Annotated in this window: 14 protein-coding genes; 13 read left to right on the top strand and 1 reads right to left on the bottom strand. The window is 66.8% G+C overall.

Going from position 1 to position 17572, the window contains the following annotated elements:
• Positions 1-136 precede the first annotated feature (136 nt).
• Positions 137-1093, top strand: a complete 957-nt coding sequence (locus BN423_RS05470; RefSeq protein ID WP_019239257.1) for an ROK family protein — start codon at positions 137-139, stop codon at positions 1091-1093.
• 259 nt (positions 1094-1352) lie between these two features.
• Here the strand turns inward: BN423_RS05470 and BN423_RS05465 are convergent, their stop codons facing one another.
• Positions 1353-2045, bottom strand: coding sequence for a GntR family transcriptional regulator (locus BN423_RS05465; RefSeq protein WP_019239256.1), 693 nt, complete (start codon positions 2043-2045; stop codon positions 1353-1355).
• 510 nt (positions 2046-2555) lie between these two features.
• Between BN423_RS05465 and BN423_RS05460 the strand changes: the two genes are divergently transcribed.
• The 12 genes from BN423_RS05460 (at position 2556) to BN423_RS05405 (ending at position 17526) form a co-directional block, all read left to right on the top strand.
• Positions 2556-4178 carry a mannitol dehydrogenase family protein gene (locus BN423_RS05460; RefSeq protein WP_019239255.1) on the top strand — a complete coding sequence of 541 codons (1623 nt, stop codon included), beginning with the start codon at positions 2556-2558 and terminating at the stop codon, positions 4176-4178.
• Between the two features lie 86 nt (positions 4179-4264).
• Entirely contained in the window at positions 4265-5350 is a 1086-nt protein-coding gene (uxuA, locus tag BN423_RS05455; RefSeq protein ID WP_019239254.1) for a mannonate dehydratase, read from the top strand.
• Positions 5351-5678: 328 nt separating this feature from the next.
• Complete coding sequence (locus tag BN423_RS05450) at positions 5679-7676, top strand: BglG family transcription antiterminator (RefSeq protein WP_019239253.1); 1998 nt, start codon at positions 5679-5681, stop codon at positions 7674-7676.
• Positions 7673-7984 carry a PTS lactose/cellobiose transporter subunit IIA gene (locus BN423_RS05445; RefSeq protein ID WP_019239252.1) on the top strand — a complete coding sequence of 104 codons (312 nt, stop codon included), beginning with the start codon at positions 7673-7675 and terminating at the stop codon, positions 7982-7984. Before BN423_RS05450 ends, BN423_RS05445 begins: the two co-directional genes overlap by 4 nt.
• A 70-nt stretch (positions 7985-8054) precedes the next feature.
• Positions 8055-8381, top strand: coding sequence for a PTS sugar transporter subunit IIB (locus BN423_RS05440; RefSeq protein ID WP_019239251.1), 327 nt, complete (start codon positions 8055-8057; stop codon positions 8379-8381).
• Positions 8382-8438: 57 nt separating this feature from the next.
• Positions 8439-9824, top strand: coding sequence for a PTS sugar transporter subunit IIC (locus BN423_RS05435; RefSeq protein ID WP_019239250.1), 1386 nt, complete (start codon positions 8439-8441; stop codon positions 9822-9824).
• 206 nt (positions 9825-10030) lie between these two features.
• Complete coding sequence (locus BN423_RS05430) at positions 10031-11119, top strand: DUF871 domain-containing protein (RefSeq protein ID WP_019239249.1); 1089 nt, start codon at positions 10031-10033, stop codon at positions 11117-11119.
• Positions 11120-11198: 79 nt separating this feature from the next.
• Positions 11199-11759: an RDD family protein gene (locus BN423_RS05425; protein WP_232385512.1), complete on the top strand. Its 561-nt coding sequence runs from the start codon at positions 11199-11201 to the stop codon at positions 11757-11759.
• 246 nt (positions 11760-12005) lie between these two features.
• Entirely contained in the window at positions 12006-13418 is a 1413-nt protein-coding gene (gene uxaC, locus BN423_RS05420; protein ID WP_019239247.1) for a glucuronate isomerase, read from the top strand.
• A gap of 103 nt (positions 13419-13521) precedes the next feature.
• Entirely contained in the window at positions 13522-14526 is a 1005-nt protein-coding gene (locus BN423_RS05415; protein ID WP_019239246.1) for a sugar kinase, read from the top strand.
• Positions 14527-14588: 62 nt separating this feature from the next.
• Positions 14589-15929: an MATE family efflux transporter gene (locus tag BN423_RS05410; RefSeq protein ID WP_019239245.1), complete on the top strand. Its 1341-nt coding sequence runs from the start codon at positions 14589-14591 to the stop codon at positions 15927-15929.
• Between the two features lie 280 nt (positions 15930-16209).
• Positions 16210-17526 (top strand): ATP-binding protein, encoded by a 1317-nt coding sequence (locus BN423_RS05405; RefSeq protein WP_026089015.1) that lies wholly within the window; start codon positions 16210-16212, stop codon positions 17524-17526.
• Positions 17527-17572: the final 46 nt, after the last annotated feature.

The raw sequence follows: 17572 nt of genomic DNA, 5'->3' as shown, positions 1-17572 counted from the left end.
CCGCCCTGCCGCGCCGGCGCGCTTACCGAATCTCCGGCGCCATCCGTTCCGCGCCGTGCCACAATAGCAGCTGATGTGGCGAATTCGACCGCGCGGGCGCGCCGGCGCTCGGCGGGCATTACGAAAGGACGGGCATATGGCAGCGAACGACAAGCTCTTCATCGGCCTCGATGTGGGCGGGACCTCGGTCAAGATGGGGCTTTTCACCGAAGACGGCGAGCTCATCGGGCGGGGCAGCGTGCCCACCCCTCCGCTCATCGATTCCGACGGCTACGCCGCGGTGACGGACGGCATCTCGAAGGTGCTCGCTGCCTCGAGCGCCGAGGTCGACGCGGTGCACGGCATCGGCCTCGCCATCCCGTGCCCCGTGCCGGCGGACGGCGTCATCCGCATGCAGGCGAACATCCAGATCAACGCGCCCGGCCTCGAGGCGGCGCTCCAGCGGCACTGCCCCAACGCTACGGTGAAGTTCGAGAACGATGCGAACGCCGCCGCGATGGGCGAGCTGTGGGCCGGTGCGGCGCGCGGCCGTAAGAGCTGCGTCTTCGTGACCATCGGGACGGGCGTGGGCGGCGGCATCGTCGTCGACGGCCATGTGGTCTCGGGCGTGGCGGGCGCGGGCGGCGAGATCGGCCACCTGTGCATGAACCCGGACGAGGAGCGCGTCTGCGGGTGCGGCGGCAAGGGTCACCTCGAGCAGTACGCCTCCGCGACGGGCATCGTGACGAGCTACCTCGAGGAATGCGAGAAGCGCGACCGCGAGCCCGTCGCGCTCGACGGTCCGTCCGACTCGCGCTCCGTGTTCGCCGCGGCGAAGGACGGCGACGAGGCGGCGTGGGCTGCCATCGACATCATGTGCGATTACCTGGGCCGCGCGCTCTCGATGATCGCGAATGTGGTGGATCCCGAGGCGTTCGTGCTCGGCGGCGGCACCTCGAACTCCTCCGACCTCTTCCTCGAGCGCCTCGAAGCGAGCTACCGCCGCTACGCCATCCCGGTCACGGCGGACAAGCCCATCGAGATCGCGTCGCTCAACAACGACGCGGGCATCTACGGCGCCGCGTACGTGGCGCTGCAGGCGGCGGCCGCGTAGATAGATAATAGACATAGCTAGGCGTTCGCTCGCATTCCGAAAGCGTCGCATATCTCGGGGGTGGATCGCGTATAAGCGGTTCATCCCCGACTTATGCGACGCTTTTCGCGCGGGCGGGCGGGAAAGTCGCGCGCCGCGTGTTCGCGCGGACAGGCGGAAAAGTCGCGCGCCACGCGTTCTCGCGGGCAGGCGGGAAAGCCGCGTGCCACGCGTCTGCGCGGGCAGGCGGGAAAGCCACATGCCCGCGCCCCCCCCGGCGTTACAGGCGGTCGAAGTAGTCGGGGAAGGCGTCGGTCACGGCGAGGTACTCGGAGAACATGAGGTGCGCGTGCGCGATGGAGAGGAAGTTCGCTTCCTCGGGGTCGTGGCTCGTGATGGCCTTGAGCATCTGGTGGTGCTGGTTCATGATGGTGTCCCACTCGAGGCCTTTGACCTGCGTGCGAAGCCAACGGAAGCGCTGGAGATGCGTGTTGTGCGCCTCCAGCGTGGACCATACGGTGTGACGGCCGGCGATCTTGAAGATGAGCTCGTGGAAATCGTTGTCGTGCTCGAAGAACGCGCGCGCGTCGCCGCTTGCCACGGCCTGTTCCTGCAGGTCGATGACGTGCTCGAGCGAGTCGCGGCCCTCGTCGGTGAGGCGCGCGCAGCATTCCATGATCACGCTGCTCTCGAGGTGCTCGCGCATGAAGCGGGCATCCTCGGCGCGCTGCAGGTCGATGCGCGAAACGTAGGTGCCGCTCTGCGGGATGGTGTAGACGAGGCCGAGCTCGGAAAGGCGCACGAGCGCCTCGCGCACCGGCGTGCGGCCGAGGCCGAACTGCTCCTCGAGGTCGCGGACGGAGAGCTTCTGGCCGGGGGTGAGGTCGCAGTAGATGATGTCGCGGCGCAGCGTATAGTATGCGACGTAGGAGAGCGACGGGTAGCCGGCTTGTTCGGTGGTGGTTTCGGCCATGATGGCACCTTTCTGGGGCCGTGTGCGGGCGGCGGTCGTGCTGTATAGATGCGGCGCGGAGGGTGCGGCGCCATGAGTATGGTAGCCCCTCCCCGCGTACCCTCTGTTATATCAGTTCGACGCGCGCCGTGCCAGCTGAGGCGGGGGATGCGCGCGAGCACGGCGCGTCGCGAAGGGGTCTTGGAGCGGCCGCAGGCTGCTCGTTCGGGCGCGACGGCCGCTCCCATAGAGCCGTTACGCGGAGCGCCCGAACCTCGCGCTGGACCTCAGACTGATATATCAGATACGCTGAATGTACAACTCAGCGCGGAAAATCGACCGTTCGCAGAAGCATTATCAGGAAAAACGTTACTGCAGCATAGGGCTCCCCTCAATCTGATATATTAGAAATCGGTTCGATACAGAGGAACCTGTACCCTGCGTATCGACGCGATGCGACGGCCGGGAGGCATCCGCATTGCCTCACCGCGCTGTGGTCGTTCCGGGATCTGGATGATGGGAGTTGTTCGCATGGTCTCGCTGAAGCATTGGCAACTGTCCCGCGACGAGCTTACGAAGATGGGGGTGAAGCTCCCCTCGTTCGACGTCGACGCGACGCGTGCCGCCGGCGCGCGCCAGCCGGCTTGGATCCACTTCGGCGGCGGCAACCTCTACCGCGCCTTCCACGCCGAGATCGCCCAGGATGTCATGGACGCCGGCGGGCTCGACCGCGGCGTCGTGGTGGTCGAGACCTTCAGCCCCTTCACCGTCGACGAGGTCTACGCCCCGTACGATGAGAACATCCTGCAGGTCATCATGCACGAGGACGGTGCGCTCGAGGAGCGCGTGCTCGCGAGCACCGCGGCCTCGCTCTTCTGCAACCCCAAGCGCCCGGACGACTACGCCCAGGTTCAGAAGTATTTCGAGAGCGACGAGCTGCAGTTCGCGTCGTTCACCATCACCGAGAAGGGCTACGCGCTCAAGGATCCCTCGGGCGAGTTCTTCGGCTACGTCGCCGCCGAGATCGCGAACGGCCCCGAGGCCGCGGCGAGCACGATGGGCATCGTGGCCGCGCTGCTGCTCGCCCGCTACGAGGCGGGTGCCGCGCCCATCGCCCTCGTCTCGACGGACAACTTCTCGCAGAACGGCCGCCGCTTCCGCGACGCCGTGCTCACCATCGCGAACGGCTGGTACGAGGCCGGGCACGTGAGTCAGGGCTTCATCGAGTACGTCTCGGACGAGTCGCGCGTGAGCTTCCCGTGGTCCATGATCGACCGCATCACCCCCAACCCCGCCGAGGCCGTGGCGCAGCGCCTGGCCGCCGAGGGCTGGAGCGACCTGCCGCTCATCCCGAACGGCCCGGTGAACTTCGCCGGCTTCGCGAACACCGAGCAGGTGCACTACCTCGTGGTCGAGGACAGCTTCCCCAACGGCCGCCCCGCGCTCGAGCTCGGCGGCGTGATCCTCACGGATCGCGAGACGGTGGACAAGGCCGACACCATGAAGGTCACCACCTGCCTGAACCCGCTGCACACCGGTCTTGCCGTCTACGGCTGCCTGCTGGGCTACACGAAGATCGCCGACGAGATGCGCGACGAGGACCTCGTGGCGCTCGTGAAGCGCCTCGGCTACGACGAGGGCATGCCCGTGGTCGTGAACCCCGGCGTCATCGACCCCAAGGAGTTCATCGACGTGCTCGTGGAGCATCGCCTGCCGAACCCGAGCCTGCCTGATGCCCCGCAGCGCATCGCGCAGGACACCTCGCAGAAGCTGCCCATCCGCTACGGCCACACCATCAACGCCTACCTCGCGGCGGGCAAGAGCACGAGCTCGCTCGTGGGCATCCCGCTCGTGATCGCCGGCTGGCTGCGCTACCTCGAGGCCGTGGACGACACGGGCGCCGCCTTCACGCCGAGCCCCGACCCGCTGCTCGCGGGGCTGCAGAAGCGCCTCGCCGACGGCGGCATCGAGCTGGGCGTGACGGACGCCGCGGCCATCCACGCCACCATGCAGCCGATCCTCTCCAATTCGGAGATCTTCGACTGCGACCTGTACGAGGCCGGCCTGGGCGATCGCATCGAGGGCATGTTCGCCGAGCTCAACGCCGCGCCCGGCGCCGTCCGCGCGACGCTGCACGCCCATCTCGCCGCGTAGCCGCACGGGGCTGGCGCGGGCTAAGCCTGTCCCCGAATGTAGCAAAAAGTAACGTTTTGAACCCGTCCCTAAATGAGAGGAAGATCATGGAGCTGACATTCCGCTGGTATGGACCGAACGAGGAGAAGATCACCCTCGAGCAGATCCGCCAGATCCCCGGCTGCTCGGGCATCGTGGGCACGCTGTTCGACATCCCCGTGGGCGAGGTGTGGCCGCGCGAGCGCATCCACGCCCTGCGCGAGATGGTCGAGGCGAACGGCCTCACCCTCAAGGTCATCGAGAGCGTGAACGTTTCGGATGACATCAAGATCGGCACCGCCAAGCGCGATGAGCACATCGAGGCGTACAAGGAGACCATCAAGAACCTCGGCCAGGAGGGCGTGAAGGTCATCTGCTACAACTTCATGCCGGTCTTCGACTGGGTGAAGAGCGACCTCGACTACAAGCTGCCCGACGGCTCCTCCACGCTCGCGTTCGTGAAGGCGAACATCCCGGACGACCCGCAGGAGATCATCGACACCGTGGCCGAGGGCTCCGGCGACTTCACGCTCCCCGGCTGGGAGCCCGAGCGCCTGGCGCAGGTGAAGAGCCTGCTCGACGCCTACAAGGACGTGGACGAGGAGAAGCTGCGCGAGAACCTCGTCTACTTCCTCAAGGCCATCATGCCCGTGTGCGAGGAGTACGACGTCAAGATGGCCATCCACCCGGACGACCCGCCGTACAGCATGTTCGGCCTGCCGCGCATCATCAAGAACCGCGAGGACCTCGACTGGCTCTGCAACGCCGTGGACACGCCCTACAACGGCATCACGCTCTGCTGTGGCTCCATCGCCGAGGAGCCGGGCAACGACATCTACAGCATCCTCGCCGAGTTCACGCGCCGCGGCCGCATCCACTTCGTGCACATGCGCAACATCAAGTACATCAACCCCGAGGAGCCGGGCAACAAGGACTTCTACGAGGCCCCGCACCCCAGCTGCTGCGGCTCGCTCGACATGTACAAGATGATGCGCGCCCTGCACGACAACGGCTTCGAGGGCTTCATGCGCCCCGACCATGGCCGCATGATCTGGGGCGAGACCGGGCGCCCGGGCTACGGCCTCTACGACCGCGCCCTCGGCATCGCCTACATCAACGGCATGTGGGAGGCTATCGAGAAGTCGAGCAAGTAGGGGCCTTGGGGCGGGGCGGCGGGTATTCCCCGCTGCTTCAGACAGTCCTCGCTCGCTTCGCTCGCTGCGGAACTCGCATCGGGGAATACCCGCCGCCCCGCACAGAGCGGTGACGTGCTCGACTCCTCGTAGGCGAGAACTGGTTTTCAATCCCTGGCCCTTTTGGGGCTGGGGATTTTTTCTACCTGTGGGTGATAAAAAGGTGACTGACACCAAATTATCACTGGGCGCGGGGATTCGTGCAACGCGCGGGGCGGGGGAGGGGGCGAAGACTTGCACGAATCGCGCGGGCTCCTTCCCGTACCATGGGGTCATGAGGGGGGGTTCCATGATGACCGAATTGCTCGACGACGCGCAGTGCCGTTTGGTGGACTGCATCGATGCGCATCCCGGCGCGACGGCGGGCGAGCTCGCGGTCATGCTCGGGAGCGACCCCGCCCACGTGCGCGCGAGCATCGAGGTGGCGAACCGCTCGCTCAGCCCCTGCGCGCGCATCGCCGTGGAGCGCGACGGCTTCAAGCTCCTCGTGGACGACGAGGACGCGTTCGTCGCGTGGCGGCGCCGCTTCGGCGGGATGCTGTGGCCGCAGATCCCCGAGACGCGTCAGGACCGCATCTCCTTCCTGGTGAACGACCTGCTCACGCGCGACGACTGGGTCACGGTCGAGGCGCTCGCCAAGACCCTCTTCTGCTCGCGGCGCACCGTGGCCTACGACCTCACGGGCGTGGAGGAGTACCTCGCCCACTTCGACCTCACGCTCGAGCGCCGCCCGCGCTATGGGGTGCGCGTCGAGGGTACCGAGGTCAAGCGCCGCATCTGCCTGGCGAACAATGCGCTCGACCGGCTGGCCGAGGCGGATGAGCTCGCCGAGGGCAGCGAGCGCGGCGCGTCGGGCGACGGCGTCGTGCGGCACAACTTCCGCCTCGAGAGCATCGCCGCCTGCGTCGACGAGGCCGTCGAGCGCCACGGGTTCACCGTGAACTCCGTCGCGTACCAGAACCTCCTCGTGCACATCGCCATCGCGGTGGCGCGCATCCGCTCCGGGCGCTACGCCGCCGAGGACGTGATCGACGTCGACCGCATCAAGCGCGACCAGGTGTGGGAGGTCGCCCAGGAGATCGCCGGGAACCTCTCCCGCGCGTTTACGATCTCCGTTCCGGAGCCCGAGGTTGCCTACCTCGCGGTGCACCTCGCCGGCAAGCGCGTCCAGCTGCCCGACTCCCCGTCGGAGTCCGCCGAGGGCGCGGCCGTCTCGGACGAGGCGTGGGAGGTCGCCGGCCAGATGATCGCCGCGGCCGACACCGCCTTCAGCACGGGGCTCGGCGACGACCTCGAGCTGCACATGAACCTCGCGCGCCACCTGGGGCCGCTCTCCGTGCGCCTGCGCTACCACATGCGCCTCGAGAACCCGCTCCTCGGCGACATCCGGGCGCGCTATCCCTTCGCATTCGCCTGCGCCCTCGAAGCGGCGCGCGTGCTGTTCGAGCGCTATGGCTCCCCCGTGAGCGACGATGAGGCGGGTTACCTCGCCCTCGCGTTCGCGTTGGCGCTCGAACGCCGCCGCGCCCGCCAGTCGCGCCCCAAGAACATCATGATCGTGTGCGCGTCGGGCCGCGGCAGCGCGCGCCTGCTCGCCATGCGGTGCCGCGAGGAGTTCGGCCCGCAGCTCGGCACCATCAAGACCTGCGACGTCTCGCGGGTCGCCGGCGCCGATTTCTCGCAGATCGACTACGTCTTCACCACCGTGCCCCTGCCCGTGGCCGTCCCCGTGCCGGTGCGCGCCGTCGGCTACTTCCTCGATGCCCGCGACGTCGCCGGCGTCCAGGAGCTCTTCCACGCCTCCGAGCGCGCCGCGGCCCGCGCGTCGCAGTGGTTCGACCCGCGCCTGTTCATGCCGCACCTCGCCGCCACGACGCGCGATGAGGTCATCGCGGCCCTGTGCGAGCGCGCCGCCTCCGTCATGCCGCTCACGGGCGACGTCGCGGAGCTCGTGCGCCAGCGCGAGGAGAGCGCGCCCACCTCGTTCGGCAACCTCGTGGCCATGCCGCACCCGCTCGTCTCGGTGACGGGCCGCACGTTCGTGTGCGCGGCCTGCCTCGACGAGCCGGTCGACTGGGCGGGCAAGCCCGTCCGGGTGGCGCTGCTCGTGTGCGTATCGGACGACCCGGATGAGGACCTCCATGATTTCTACCAGGCCATGCTCTCCTTTGCGGGAAGCGCATCGGCCGTATCGCGCCTGCTTGGCGACCAGCGCTTCGAGACCCTGCTGGACGTCATGGGCTGCGTCGGGACCGCATCGGATGCACGAGGGGAGGTACAAGCATGACGGACGAGGAAATCGTGATGAAGCTCATCGTGCCGGCGGGCGAGGCCAAGGCCCGCGCGATCGAGGCCATCGCCGCCGCCCGCACGGGCGCGTTCGACCGCGCCGACGAGCTCATGGCCCAGGCGGACAAGGCGATCGTCGAGGCGCACGAGCACCAGAGCGAGGAGATCCGCCGGATCCTGAACGGCGGCGAGAGCGACGGCGTCTCGCTCATCATGGTGCACGGCCAGGACCATCTCATGAACGCGATCACCACGATCGACCTGGCGAAGCAGATCGTCGCGCTCGTGCGCGAGCGCGCGGTATAGCCTCGCGGCGCGGACACGCGCGCCGAGGCACCCGCTTATCCAGCAAGCAAAGGAAGAAAGGAAGGATACGATGACGCGCAAGATCTACCTGTTCTGCAGCGCCGGCATGTCGACGAGCATGCTCGCCCAGAACATGCAGAAGGCGGCGGATGCCCACAAGCTCGACATCCACGTCGAGGCGTTCCCCACCGGCAAGATCTCCGACCTGGTCGAGAGCGACCATCCGGATGTGATCCTACTCGGTCCGCAGGTGAGCTTCAACTTCGAAGAGGTGAACGAGAAGTACGGCGCCACGACCCCCGTGGGCGTGATCGACTCCGCCGACTACGGCACCCTGAACGGCGAGCGCGTGCTCAAGTACGCGATCTTGCTGCTGAAGAAGCACAAGGCGGCATAGGTCGTTGCGCCAACATCGGTTCCGCATACCGCCTTGCACTATACGAAAGGATACTATATGAGCTCCTCATCCAAGGTCCTCGACGTCATCGAGGATAAGCTCATGCCGCTCGCGACGGTGGTGGGCAAGAACAAGTACCTGCTCACGCTGCGCGACACGTTCGCGACCATCATGCCGCTCGTCATCGCGGGCTCGCTGTTCACGCTCGTCAAGAGCTTCCCGGTCGAGGCCTGGACGAACTTCCTCACGACCACGATGCTCGGGTCGATCTCGCTGTCCGACCTCATCAACGTGCCCTCCGCGTGCACGCTGTCGCTCCTCGCGATGTTCGTGGCGTTCCTCGTGGGCTACAACTTCGCCGAGCACGAGAAGATCTCCGACCGCATCGCCGCCGGCCTCATCTCCTTCGTGGCCTGGATCATGCTCATGCCGCAGATCACCGAGTTCACGCCCGAGGGCTCGATCGAGGTCTTCAACGTGGCGAGCATCCCCACCGGCTGGGTGGGCTCCAAGGGCGTGTTCGTCGCCATCGTCATGGGCTTCCTCTCGGTGAAGATCTACGGCCTCATGGTGAAGAACGGCCCCACCATCAAGATGCCCGAGGGCACGCCGCCTTCGGTCTCCCGCTCCTTCGCCGCGCTCATCCCCGGCACCGTGACCATCTTCGTGGCCCTCGTGCTGCGCCTCGTGTTCGCGCTCACGCCCTGGGGCGACGCCTTCTCGTTCATCTACAGCTTCCTGCAGATCCCGCTGCAGAACCTCGGCGGCACCGTGTTCGCGCAGGCCTTCGTGTACCTCTTCGCGCACGTCCTCTGGTTCTTCGGCATCCACGGCACGAACATCACGGACTCCGTGTACGCGCCCATCCTGCTGTCGCTCTCCGAGCAGAACACGGCCGCCCTCGCCGCCGGCCTGCCCGCGACGAACATCATCAACCACCAGTTCCAGGCGTGCTTCGCCAAGTACGGCGGCGCCGGCTCCACGCTGTCGCTCGTGATCGCGATGCTGCTCTTCTGCAAGTCCAAGCGCATCACCATGCTCGGCCGCCTCTCCATCGCGCCCGGCATCTTCAACATCAACGAGCCCATCATGTTCGGCCTGCCCATGGTGCTCAACCCCATCATGCTCATCCCGTTTTTGCTGTGCCCGATGATCAACATCTTCGGCTCCTGGGCCGTCATGGCCGCCGGCCTCGTGCCCGTCGCGACCGGCCCGATCCTCACCTGGTCCACGCCGGCCATCCTCTCCGGCTTCCTGCTCGCCGGCTGGCAGGGCGCGGTGCTCCAGGTGGTGCTCATCATCATCGGCGTGTTCGTGTACCTGCCGTTCATCAAGACGCTCGACAAGCAGTACCTTGCCGAGGAGGCTGCCGCCCAGGAGGCGGACGCCGCGAGCGAGCTCGACGACCTCGACCTCGATTCACTCGACCTCGACGCGCTCTAATGCACTGAGGGGAAGGGCGCGGGGCGGAGTCTCTCCCCGTCCCGCGCCCGCCGGTGCCGCCCGTCTCCTTTCCGGCACCGGCGCCCCTGGGCATCCTGCCGGCTCCGGCACGCGGCTGGCGCCGGCACGCGGCGAGCGCGTCTGCTGCCGCGCCATCGCCGGCCTGCTACAACCCTACGGTTTCGATTTCTGAAAGGGGCGTTCCCATGCGTCGCCTAGGTATCTCCGTCTATCCCGAGCACTCGACCCCCGAGGCCGACCGCGCGTATCTGGAGCGCGCGGCGGCGCACGGCTTCACCCGCATCTTCACCTGCCTGCTTTCGGTGGACAAGGGCGCGGAGGAGACCGTCGAGGAGTTCGGCTCGTTCATCTCCTATGCGCACGACCTGGGCTTCATGGTCGCGGTCGATACGAACGAGACCGTGTTCGAGCGCCTGGGCGCCACGCCGTTCGACATCGCGCCGTTCGCGAAGATGGGCGTGGACATCATCCGCCTCGACAGCCACTTCGGCGACCGGGGCAACATCGTGCTCACGCGCAACCCCTACGGCATCGGCATCGAGTTCAACGCGAGCCATAACCACCCGCTCGCGAACCTCATCGAGCGCGGCGCGAACGCGAAGAACATGGTCGCGTGCCACAACTTCTACCCCGAGCCCTACACGGGGCTCTGCGAGGAGTACTCCGAGCGCTACTCGAAGATCTACAAGGATCTGAGCATGCCGCTCGCGGCGTTCGTCTCGAGCCAGCAGCCCGACACCTTCGGCCCCTGGCCGGTGTTCGCGGGCCTGCCCACCTGCGAGGACGACCGTCACCGCCCCATCGACCTGCAGGTGCGCCACGTGATCGCGAGCGGGCTGGTGGACGACGTGATCATCGGCAACTGCTTCGCCTCCGAGGACGAGCTCGCCGCCATGGCCGCGGTGGACCTCACGCGCGTGCGCTGCCGCATCGACCTCGATGAGGGCATCTCCGAGGCCGAGCGCGAGATCGTGTTCGACTTCGACCACGCCGCGCGGCACGACCCGTCGCCGTACATGATCCGCTCCTCGTGGTCGCGCTCGTCCTTCCGTGAGCGCCAGATCGCCCCGCGCGCGTTCGACGCGCCCGTGTTCACGAAGGGCGACGTGCTCGTGGTGAACGACAACATGGCGCACTACCGCGGCGAGATCCAGATCGCCACGCGCGACATCCCCAACGACGGCGTGCGCAACCGCGTGGGCCGCATCCCCGAGGAGGAGCAGTTCCTGCTCGACTACATCCTGCCGGAGCACCCGTTCGGGTTCATTCGGTAGGGCATACGGACGATCTGCCCCGCGGGAGGCGCCTCGCGCGCCGGCCTGCGCGGGGCGTGCGATGAAAGGCGAGGACGAGATGGGCAAACGGTCTGGTAGCAGCGCAAAGGTGCTGGCACCCGCGACGTTCTGGCGGCGCGGCGCGGCGTTCGCGTTCGATTGGTACGTGGGCGCGCTCGCCACGTCGCTGCCCATCGCCTTCGTCGCCTCGATGCAGGGGCGCGAGGTCACCGACCAGCTCATCTCGACCTTCGCCGCGCCCTACGGCCTGTATGCGGGCATCGCCGGGCTGCTCGCGGGACTCGTATATTACGCGGTCGTGCCCATGGCGTGCGCGGGTCAGACGCTCGGGAAGCGCCTGCTCCGCGTGCGGATTGTCGCGGTGGGCGGCGGCGAGGCCTCGCCTGTGGCGCTCGCCGTGCGCCAGGTGCTGGGCATGATGCTCATCGAGGGCGCCGCGGTGGGCACGAGCACGGTGATCCGCGGGCTCGTGGAGATCGCGACCGGTTCAGTCCTGCCCACGTGGGCATACGCGGTGAGCTTCGCCATCACGCTTGCGAGCGTGGCGCTCTTCGCCTTCAGGCGCGACGGCCGCGCGCTCCACGACCTGCTCGCCGGGACGATGGTCGTGGACGCGTAGGGCAAGCCGCGACCGCGTGCCTGTCCGGTAGCGGCCCGCTTCGACGCCCCGTCGAGCCGTTGCGCCGTCGGGGGCTACCGCTCGCGTATTTCCGCCATCCAGCCTGCAGCGACGTTTCCCATTTCTGATATATTAGTGGCAAGATCAGCGCATGCAGGCGGGTGCTTGATGCGTCGGCTTCACTGGGAGCCGCGGAGGTACCGATGGGCTTGGTTCCCGTCCCAGGCCCGTCTCAAGGAGGCGGTCATGCTACTCAACGACGATTTCCTGCTCACGACCGATTGGGCGAAGAAGCTCTATCACGACCACGCGGAGCACATGCCCATCATCGACTACCACTGCCACCTCTCCCCGAAGGAGATCTGGGAGAACGAGAGCTTCGGCAACCTCGCCGAGATCTGGATCTGCAAGGACGGCGCCGGTGACCACTACAAGTGGCGCCTCATGCGCGCGGCGGGCGTGCCCGAGGAGCTCATCTCGGGTGACGGCGACGATTACGAGAAGTTCCTTGCGTTCGTGAAGACCGTCGAGCAGGCGCCGGGCAACCCCATCTTCGAGTGGAGCCACCTGGAGCTGCGCCGCTTCTTCGGCATCGAGGACGTCATCTGCGAGAAGAACGCCCAGAGCATCTGGGAGCGCGCGAACGAGCGCATCGCCTCCGATGACTTCCGCCCGCGCCAGATCATCAAGAACGCCGGCGTGAAGGCGCTCTGCACCACCGACGACCCGGCGGACGATCTGGCCTACCACAAGCAGCTCGCCGAGGTCGAGGACCTGGGCTTCAAGGTGCTGCCCACCTACCGTCCCGACGGCCTCATGGGCATCGACCGCCCCGACTTCGCCGCGTACTGCGACCGCATCGGCGAGGCCGCCGGCGTTGACGCGCACAGCTTCGCCGGGCTCGTCGAGGCCGCGGCGCAGCGCGTGGACTACTTCCACAGCGTGGGCGGGCGCCTGGCCGACCACGGCACCGACGTGGTGCGCTTCGTGCCCGCCACGCCCGAGGAGCTCGAGGACATCGTGGCGCGCCGCCTCGCCGGCGAGGAGCTTCCCGAGGTGGCCGTGTGCAAGTACCAGACGGCGCTCTGCCTCGAGCTCATGCGCCTCTATGCCGAGCACAACTGGGTGTTCCAGTTCCACGTGAACGCCCTGCGCAACGCCAACACCCGCGGCTTCGAGGCGCTCGGCCGCGACAAGGGCTTCGATTCCGCCGGCGACCAGCCCGGCCTCGCCAGCGAGATGGCGCGCTACCTCGACGCCGCCGAGCGCGAGGACGCGCTGCCGCGCACCATCCTCTACTCGCTCAACGAGAACGACTGGCTCGGCCTCTCGACGCTCATGCAGTCGTTCCAGGGCGGCTGCAAGCAGAAGCTACAGCTCGGATGCGCCTGGTGGGTGAACGACCAGTTCGACGGCATGAAGAAGCAGCTCACCATGATGGCGGAGCAGAGCCTCATCGCCAACTTCACCGGCATGCTCACGGACTCCCGTTCGTTCTTGAGCTACCCGCGCCACGAGTACTTCCGCCGCGTGCTCTGCCACACCATCGGCGAGTGGGTCGAGCAGGGCCGCGTGCCCGAGGACGAGGCGTACCTGGGCAAGATCGTCGAGGACATCTGCTACAACAACGCACACGACTACTTCGGCTTCTTCGAGTAGCGAGCGCTTTGCGCGATTCGGGTGGCTTGGGCTCGGCCCGGGCCACCCGGTTGTATGTCAAAAACCCCTGGGGTAATTTTACATGGGGAGAAGGGGCGGGTTCATGGCAAGGGTTCTGACACTCGGCGAGATCATGCTGCGGCTTTCCGTGGGCGGCGGCGTGCGGCTGGCGGACGCCTCGGTGCTCGCGGCGAATTACGGCGGCGCGGAGGCGAACGTCGCGGTATCGCTCGCGCAGTTCGGGCATCAGGCCGCCTTTGCGAGCGTGGTGCCCGAGAACGCGCTGGGCGACGGCGCGGTGCGGCACCTCTCCCGCTTCGGGGTCGACTGCTCGCGCGTGCTGCGCGGCGGCGCCCGCCTGGGGACGTACTACCTGGAGGAGGGCGTGGGCGCCCGCGGCTCGCAGGCCACCTATGACCGCGCGGGCTCATCGTTCGCCGCGGTGGACGCCTGCCCGTGGGATCTGGACGAGCTCTTCCGCGACGTCGACCTGCTGCACATCTCCGGCGTGACGCCGGCGGTCTCTTCCACCTGGCGCGTCATCGCGCCCGAGGTGGTGCGCGGGGCGGTCGAGCGCGGCGTGCGCGTGAGCTACGACGTGAACTTCCGCGCGAAGCTCTGGAGCTGGGATGCGTGCATGGAGGTCTTCCTCGAGCTGCTGCCCTACATCTCCGTCCTTTCCGCGGCGATCGGCGACGTGCAGGGCGCGCTGGGGCTCGAGCGCACGGCGTGGGACGAGGATGCCCTCGCCGATGCCTACACGCGCCTGTTCGAGGCCGCGCCGCTGCTGGAGACCGTGTACTCCACGCGCCGCACGGTGCATTCGAGCAGCTCGAACGACCTCACGGGCTACCTTATGGCGCGCGGCGGCGCGCTCGCGCACTCGCGCACGCACCGCATCGAGCCCATCGTCGACCGCGTGGGCGGCGGCGACGCCTTCGCCGCGGGCGTGCTGCACGGCGTGCTCTCGGGTTGGGATGCGCGGCGCACCATCGAGTTCGGCTGCGCGGCCGGCGCGCTCAAGCACACGGTGGCGGGCGACTGCAACCGCTTCACCGCCGCGGAGGTCGAGCAGTTCCTGCACTCGGGCGCCGACGTCGCCCGGTAATGTAAAAATACCCCAGGGGTTTTTCGACATCCCGCGGGGAGGGACGGGCACAGGGGAGCGCGATGCCGAACGTCACCACAGACCTGACGACGGGGCGGCCGCTCACGCAGCTTCTGCGCTTCTCCGTGCCGCTTGTGCTGGGCTCGTTCGTCCAGCAGCTCTACAACTTCGCCGATACCGTGGTGGTCGGCCGCTTCGTGGGGCCGGACGCGCTCGGCGCCGTGGGCGCCACGTACGCGCTCAACTTCCTTGTGCTCGGCTTCGCGCAGGGCGCGGGCATCGGGTTCGGCATCCCCGTGGCGCAGCGCTTCGGCGCGCATGACGAGGAGGGGTTCCGCCGCTACCTGTGGAACGGCGCGTGGGCATCCGCGGTCTTGAGCATCGTGCTCGCCGTCGCCATGATCGTGGCCGCGCGGCCGCTGCTCATGCTCCTGGGCACCCCCGCCGACCTGCTCGACATGGCGACCATCTACATCGCGATCGTGTTCGCGGGCATCCCCGCCACGCTCTTCTACAACTACTCGGCCGCCGTGCTGCGCGCGGTGGGCGACTCGCGTCACCCCTTCATCTTCCTTGCCATCTCGTGCGTGGTGAACGTGGGGCTCGACCTCGTGTTCATCCTCGCGTTCGACATGGGCGTGGCGGGCTCTGCCCTGGGCGATGTGCTCGGCACGCTGCTCTCGGTGGCGCTCAACTGCTGGTGGGCGTTCTCGCGCGTGCCCTGGGTGCGCGTCGAGCGCGCCGCGATGGCGCCGTCCGGCCGGCACCTGCGCCGGCTCTGCGTGATCGGCCTGCCCATGGGCTTCGAGTACTCGGTCTCGGCGGTGGGCGCGCTCGCCATGCAGGGCGCCGTCAACTCCTTCGGCGCCGTGACCGTGACCGCGCAGACCACGGGCGAGAAGATCCGCCAGCTCTTCACCCTGCCCATGGAGAGCGTGGGCATGGCGGTGGCCTCCTACGCGGGGCAGAACTACGGCGCGCGGCGATTCGACCGCATCCGCGCGGGCATCGGGAGCGCCCTCGGCATCCAGCTCGCGTACTGCGCCGTGGCGTGGCTCGCGATCTTCCTGTTCAAGGGCGCGCTCGTGGGCTTCGTGCTCGGCGACGGGGCCAGCCCCGCCATCACGTCCGAGGCCGTCGAGTACCTCTCGGTCATCAGCTGCTTCTTCATCCTGCACGGCTCGCTCATGGTGTTCCGCAATACCCTGCAGGGCATGGGCCACAGCGTGCAGGCGATCATCTCGGGCGTGGGCGAGCTCGCCGGGCGCTGCCTGGGCAGCCTCGCGGCCGTGGCCGGCGGCGGCTTCCTCATGATCTGCCTGGCGAACCCCTTGGCCTGGGCGCTCGCGCTCGCGTACTGCGCGACTCTGGTGGCCCTCATCCTGCACAAGCACCGCCCCTGAGTCATTGGTGAGTCATTGGGGACGTGAGTCATTGGGGACGGGTTCATTTGACTCAGCGAGTCATTTGAACCCGTCCCCAATGACTCAGGGCAGCGTGCACCCGAGGTGGGGTTTGGCGCGAGGCGTCAAGCTCTTGTCAGCGTCTCAGAACGATTCGTATTCTTGGTGTATTTCCATTCGCAATTATGGTGCAAGTTTATTCGTAATCATGGTACTCTATAATTCGTAATCTTGGAATGACCTGGTAGATTCCGTGTAATATCGAGAACGGATGGGGAACATGGAGGGCATGGGAAGCGCGCCCGATACGCTAACGCCGGAGGGTTATAGGCCGAGGATTGTCGATCGGCAGATGGAGCGGTATCTGCGCTTGTTCGGTGCTGTGGAGGTTTCCGGCACGAAATGGTGTGGGAAAACATGGTCTGCGCTCACTCAGGCGAAGAGCGTGACATATGTAGATCGAGGCGGCAATCTGGAAGCCTCGCAGGCAGATCCTGCATTCGCGCTCGCAGGCGCGTCGCCGCACCTTATCGATGAGTGGCAACGCGTGCCTGCCATCTGGGATACCGTGCGCCACACTGTCGACGATGCCGGCGGCATCCACGGGCTTTGGATTCTCACGGGATCCTCTACGCCAGAAAAAGAACAGGTTGCCCATAGCGGTGCCGGTCGAATCGGGCGCATTTCGATGCATACAATGACGCTGCAGGAATCGGGCGATTCAAGCGGAGCGGTGAGCTTGGCGGGACTCTTCGAGGATCGCTTCGAACACGCGTCAGCGAAGGCCGACATCGATGGCCTTGCACGGCTCGTCTGCCGTGGCGGCTGGCCTGAAGCTACCGATGCCTCACCAGAGGATGCCCAGGTGATTGTCCGTTCGTATCTTGCCCAAGTGTATGAGCAGAGCATTCCCCGTCTTGGCGGAAATGCCCGTATCGCCGAACGCTTGTGCCGTTCGCTTGCCCGCACCGTCGGCCAGAGCGCGACGAACGTGACGCTTGCGCAAGATGTCTTCGGCCATGAGAAGAAAACCGAGGTTCGCGATGCTGAACAGCGGGAAGTGTCACGCCATCTCGACCTGCTTGCCGGTATCTACCTCGTCGATGACATCGAAGGCTGGGTGCCGGCATCCCGTTCGCCCCAGCGCATGCGCGTGTCTCCCAAGCGCTATTTTGCCGATCCCTCGCTTGGAGTCGCGCTCTTGCGCATGAGCCCTGAGCGCCTTTTGCAAGATTGGCAGACGTTCGGCATGGTGTTCGAGAACCTTGTCATCCGCGATTTGCTCGTCTATGCCTCTGCGCATCCCATGGCTTCAGACCATCCCGTTCGCTACTATCGCGATGACTCCAATCTGGAGGTTGATGCGATTATCGAGCTTGCAGATGGCAGATGGGGCGCGTGCGAGATAAAGCTGAGTCATAGCAAGGTGGAAGAGGGGGCGAAAAACCTGCTGATGCTGCAGAAAAAACTGCTCCGAGACACGCAGAAGCGCGTTGAGGCTCCGTCGTTTCTGGCGGTGATCGTCGGTGCCGGCGATGCAGCATATCGACGTGCCGACGGGGTGTTCGTCATTCCCATCCGTACCCTAGGGGTTTAGGACATGAGACAACGGGGACGGGTTCAAATGACTCGCTGAGCCATTT

Source organism: Enorma timonensis (genome assembly GCF_000321165.1).
Lineage (GTDB): Bacteria > Actinomycetota > Coriobacteriia > Coriobacteriales > Coriobacteriaceae > Enorma.
The sequence above is the reverse complement of the archived record's forward strand: the minus strand, read 5'-3'. Positions and strand labels throughout refer to the sequence as shown.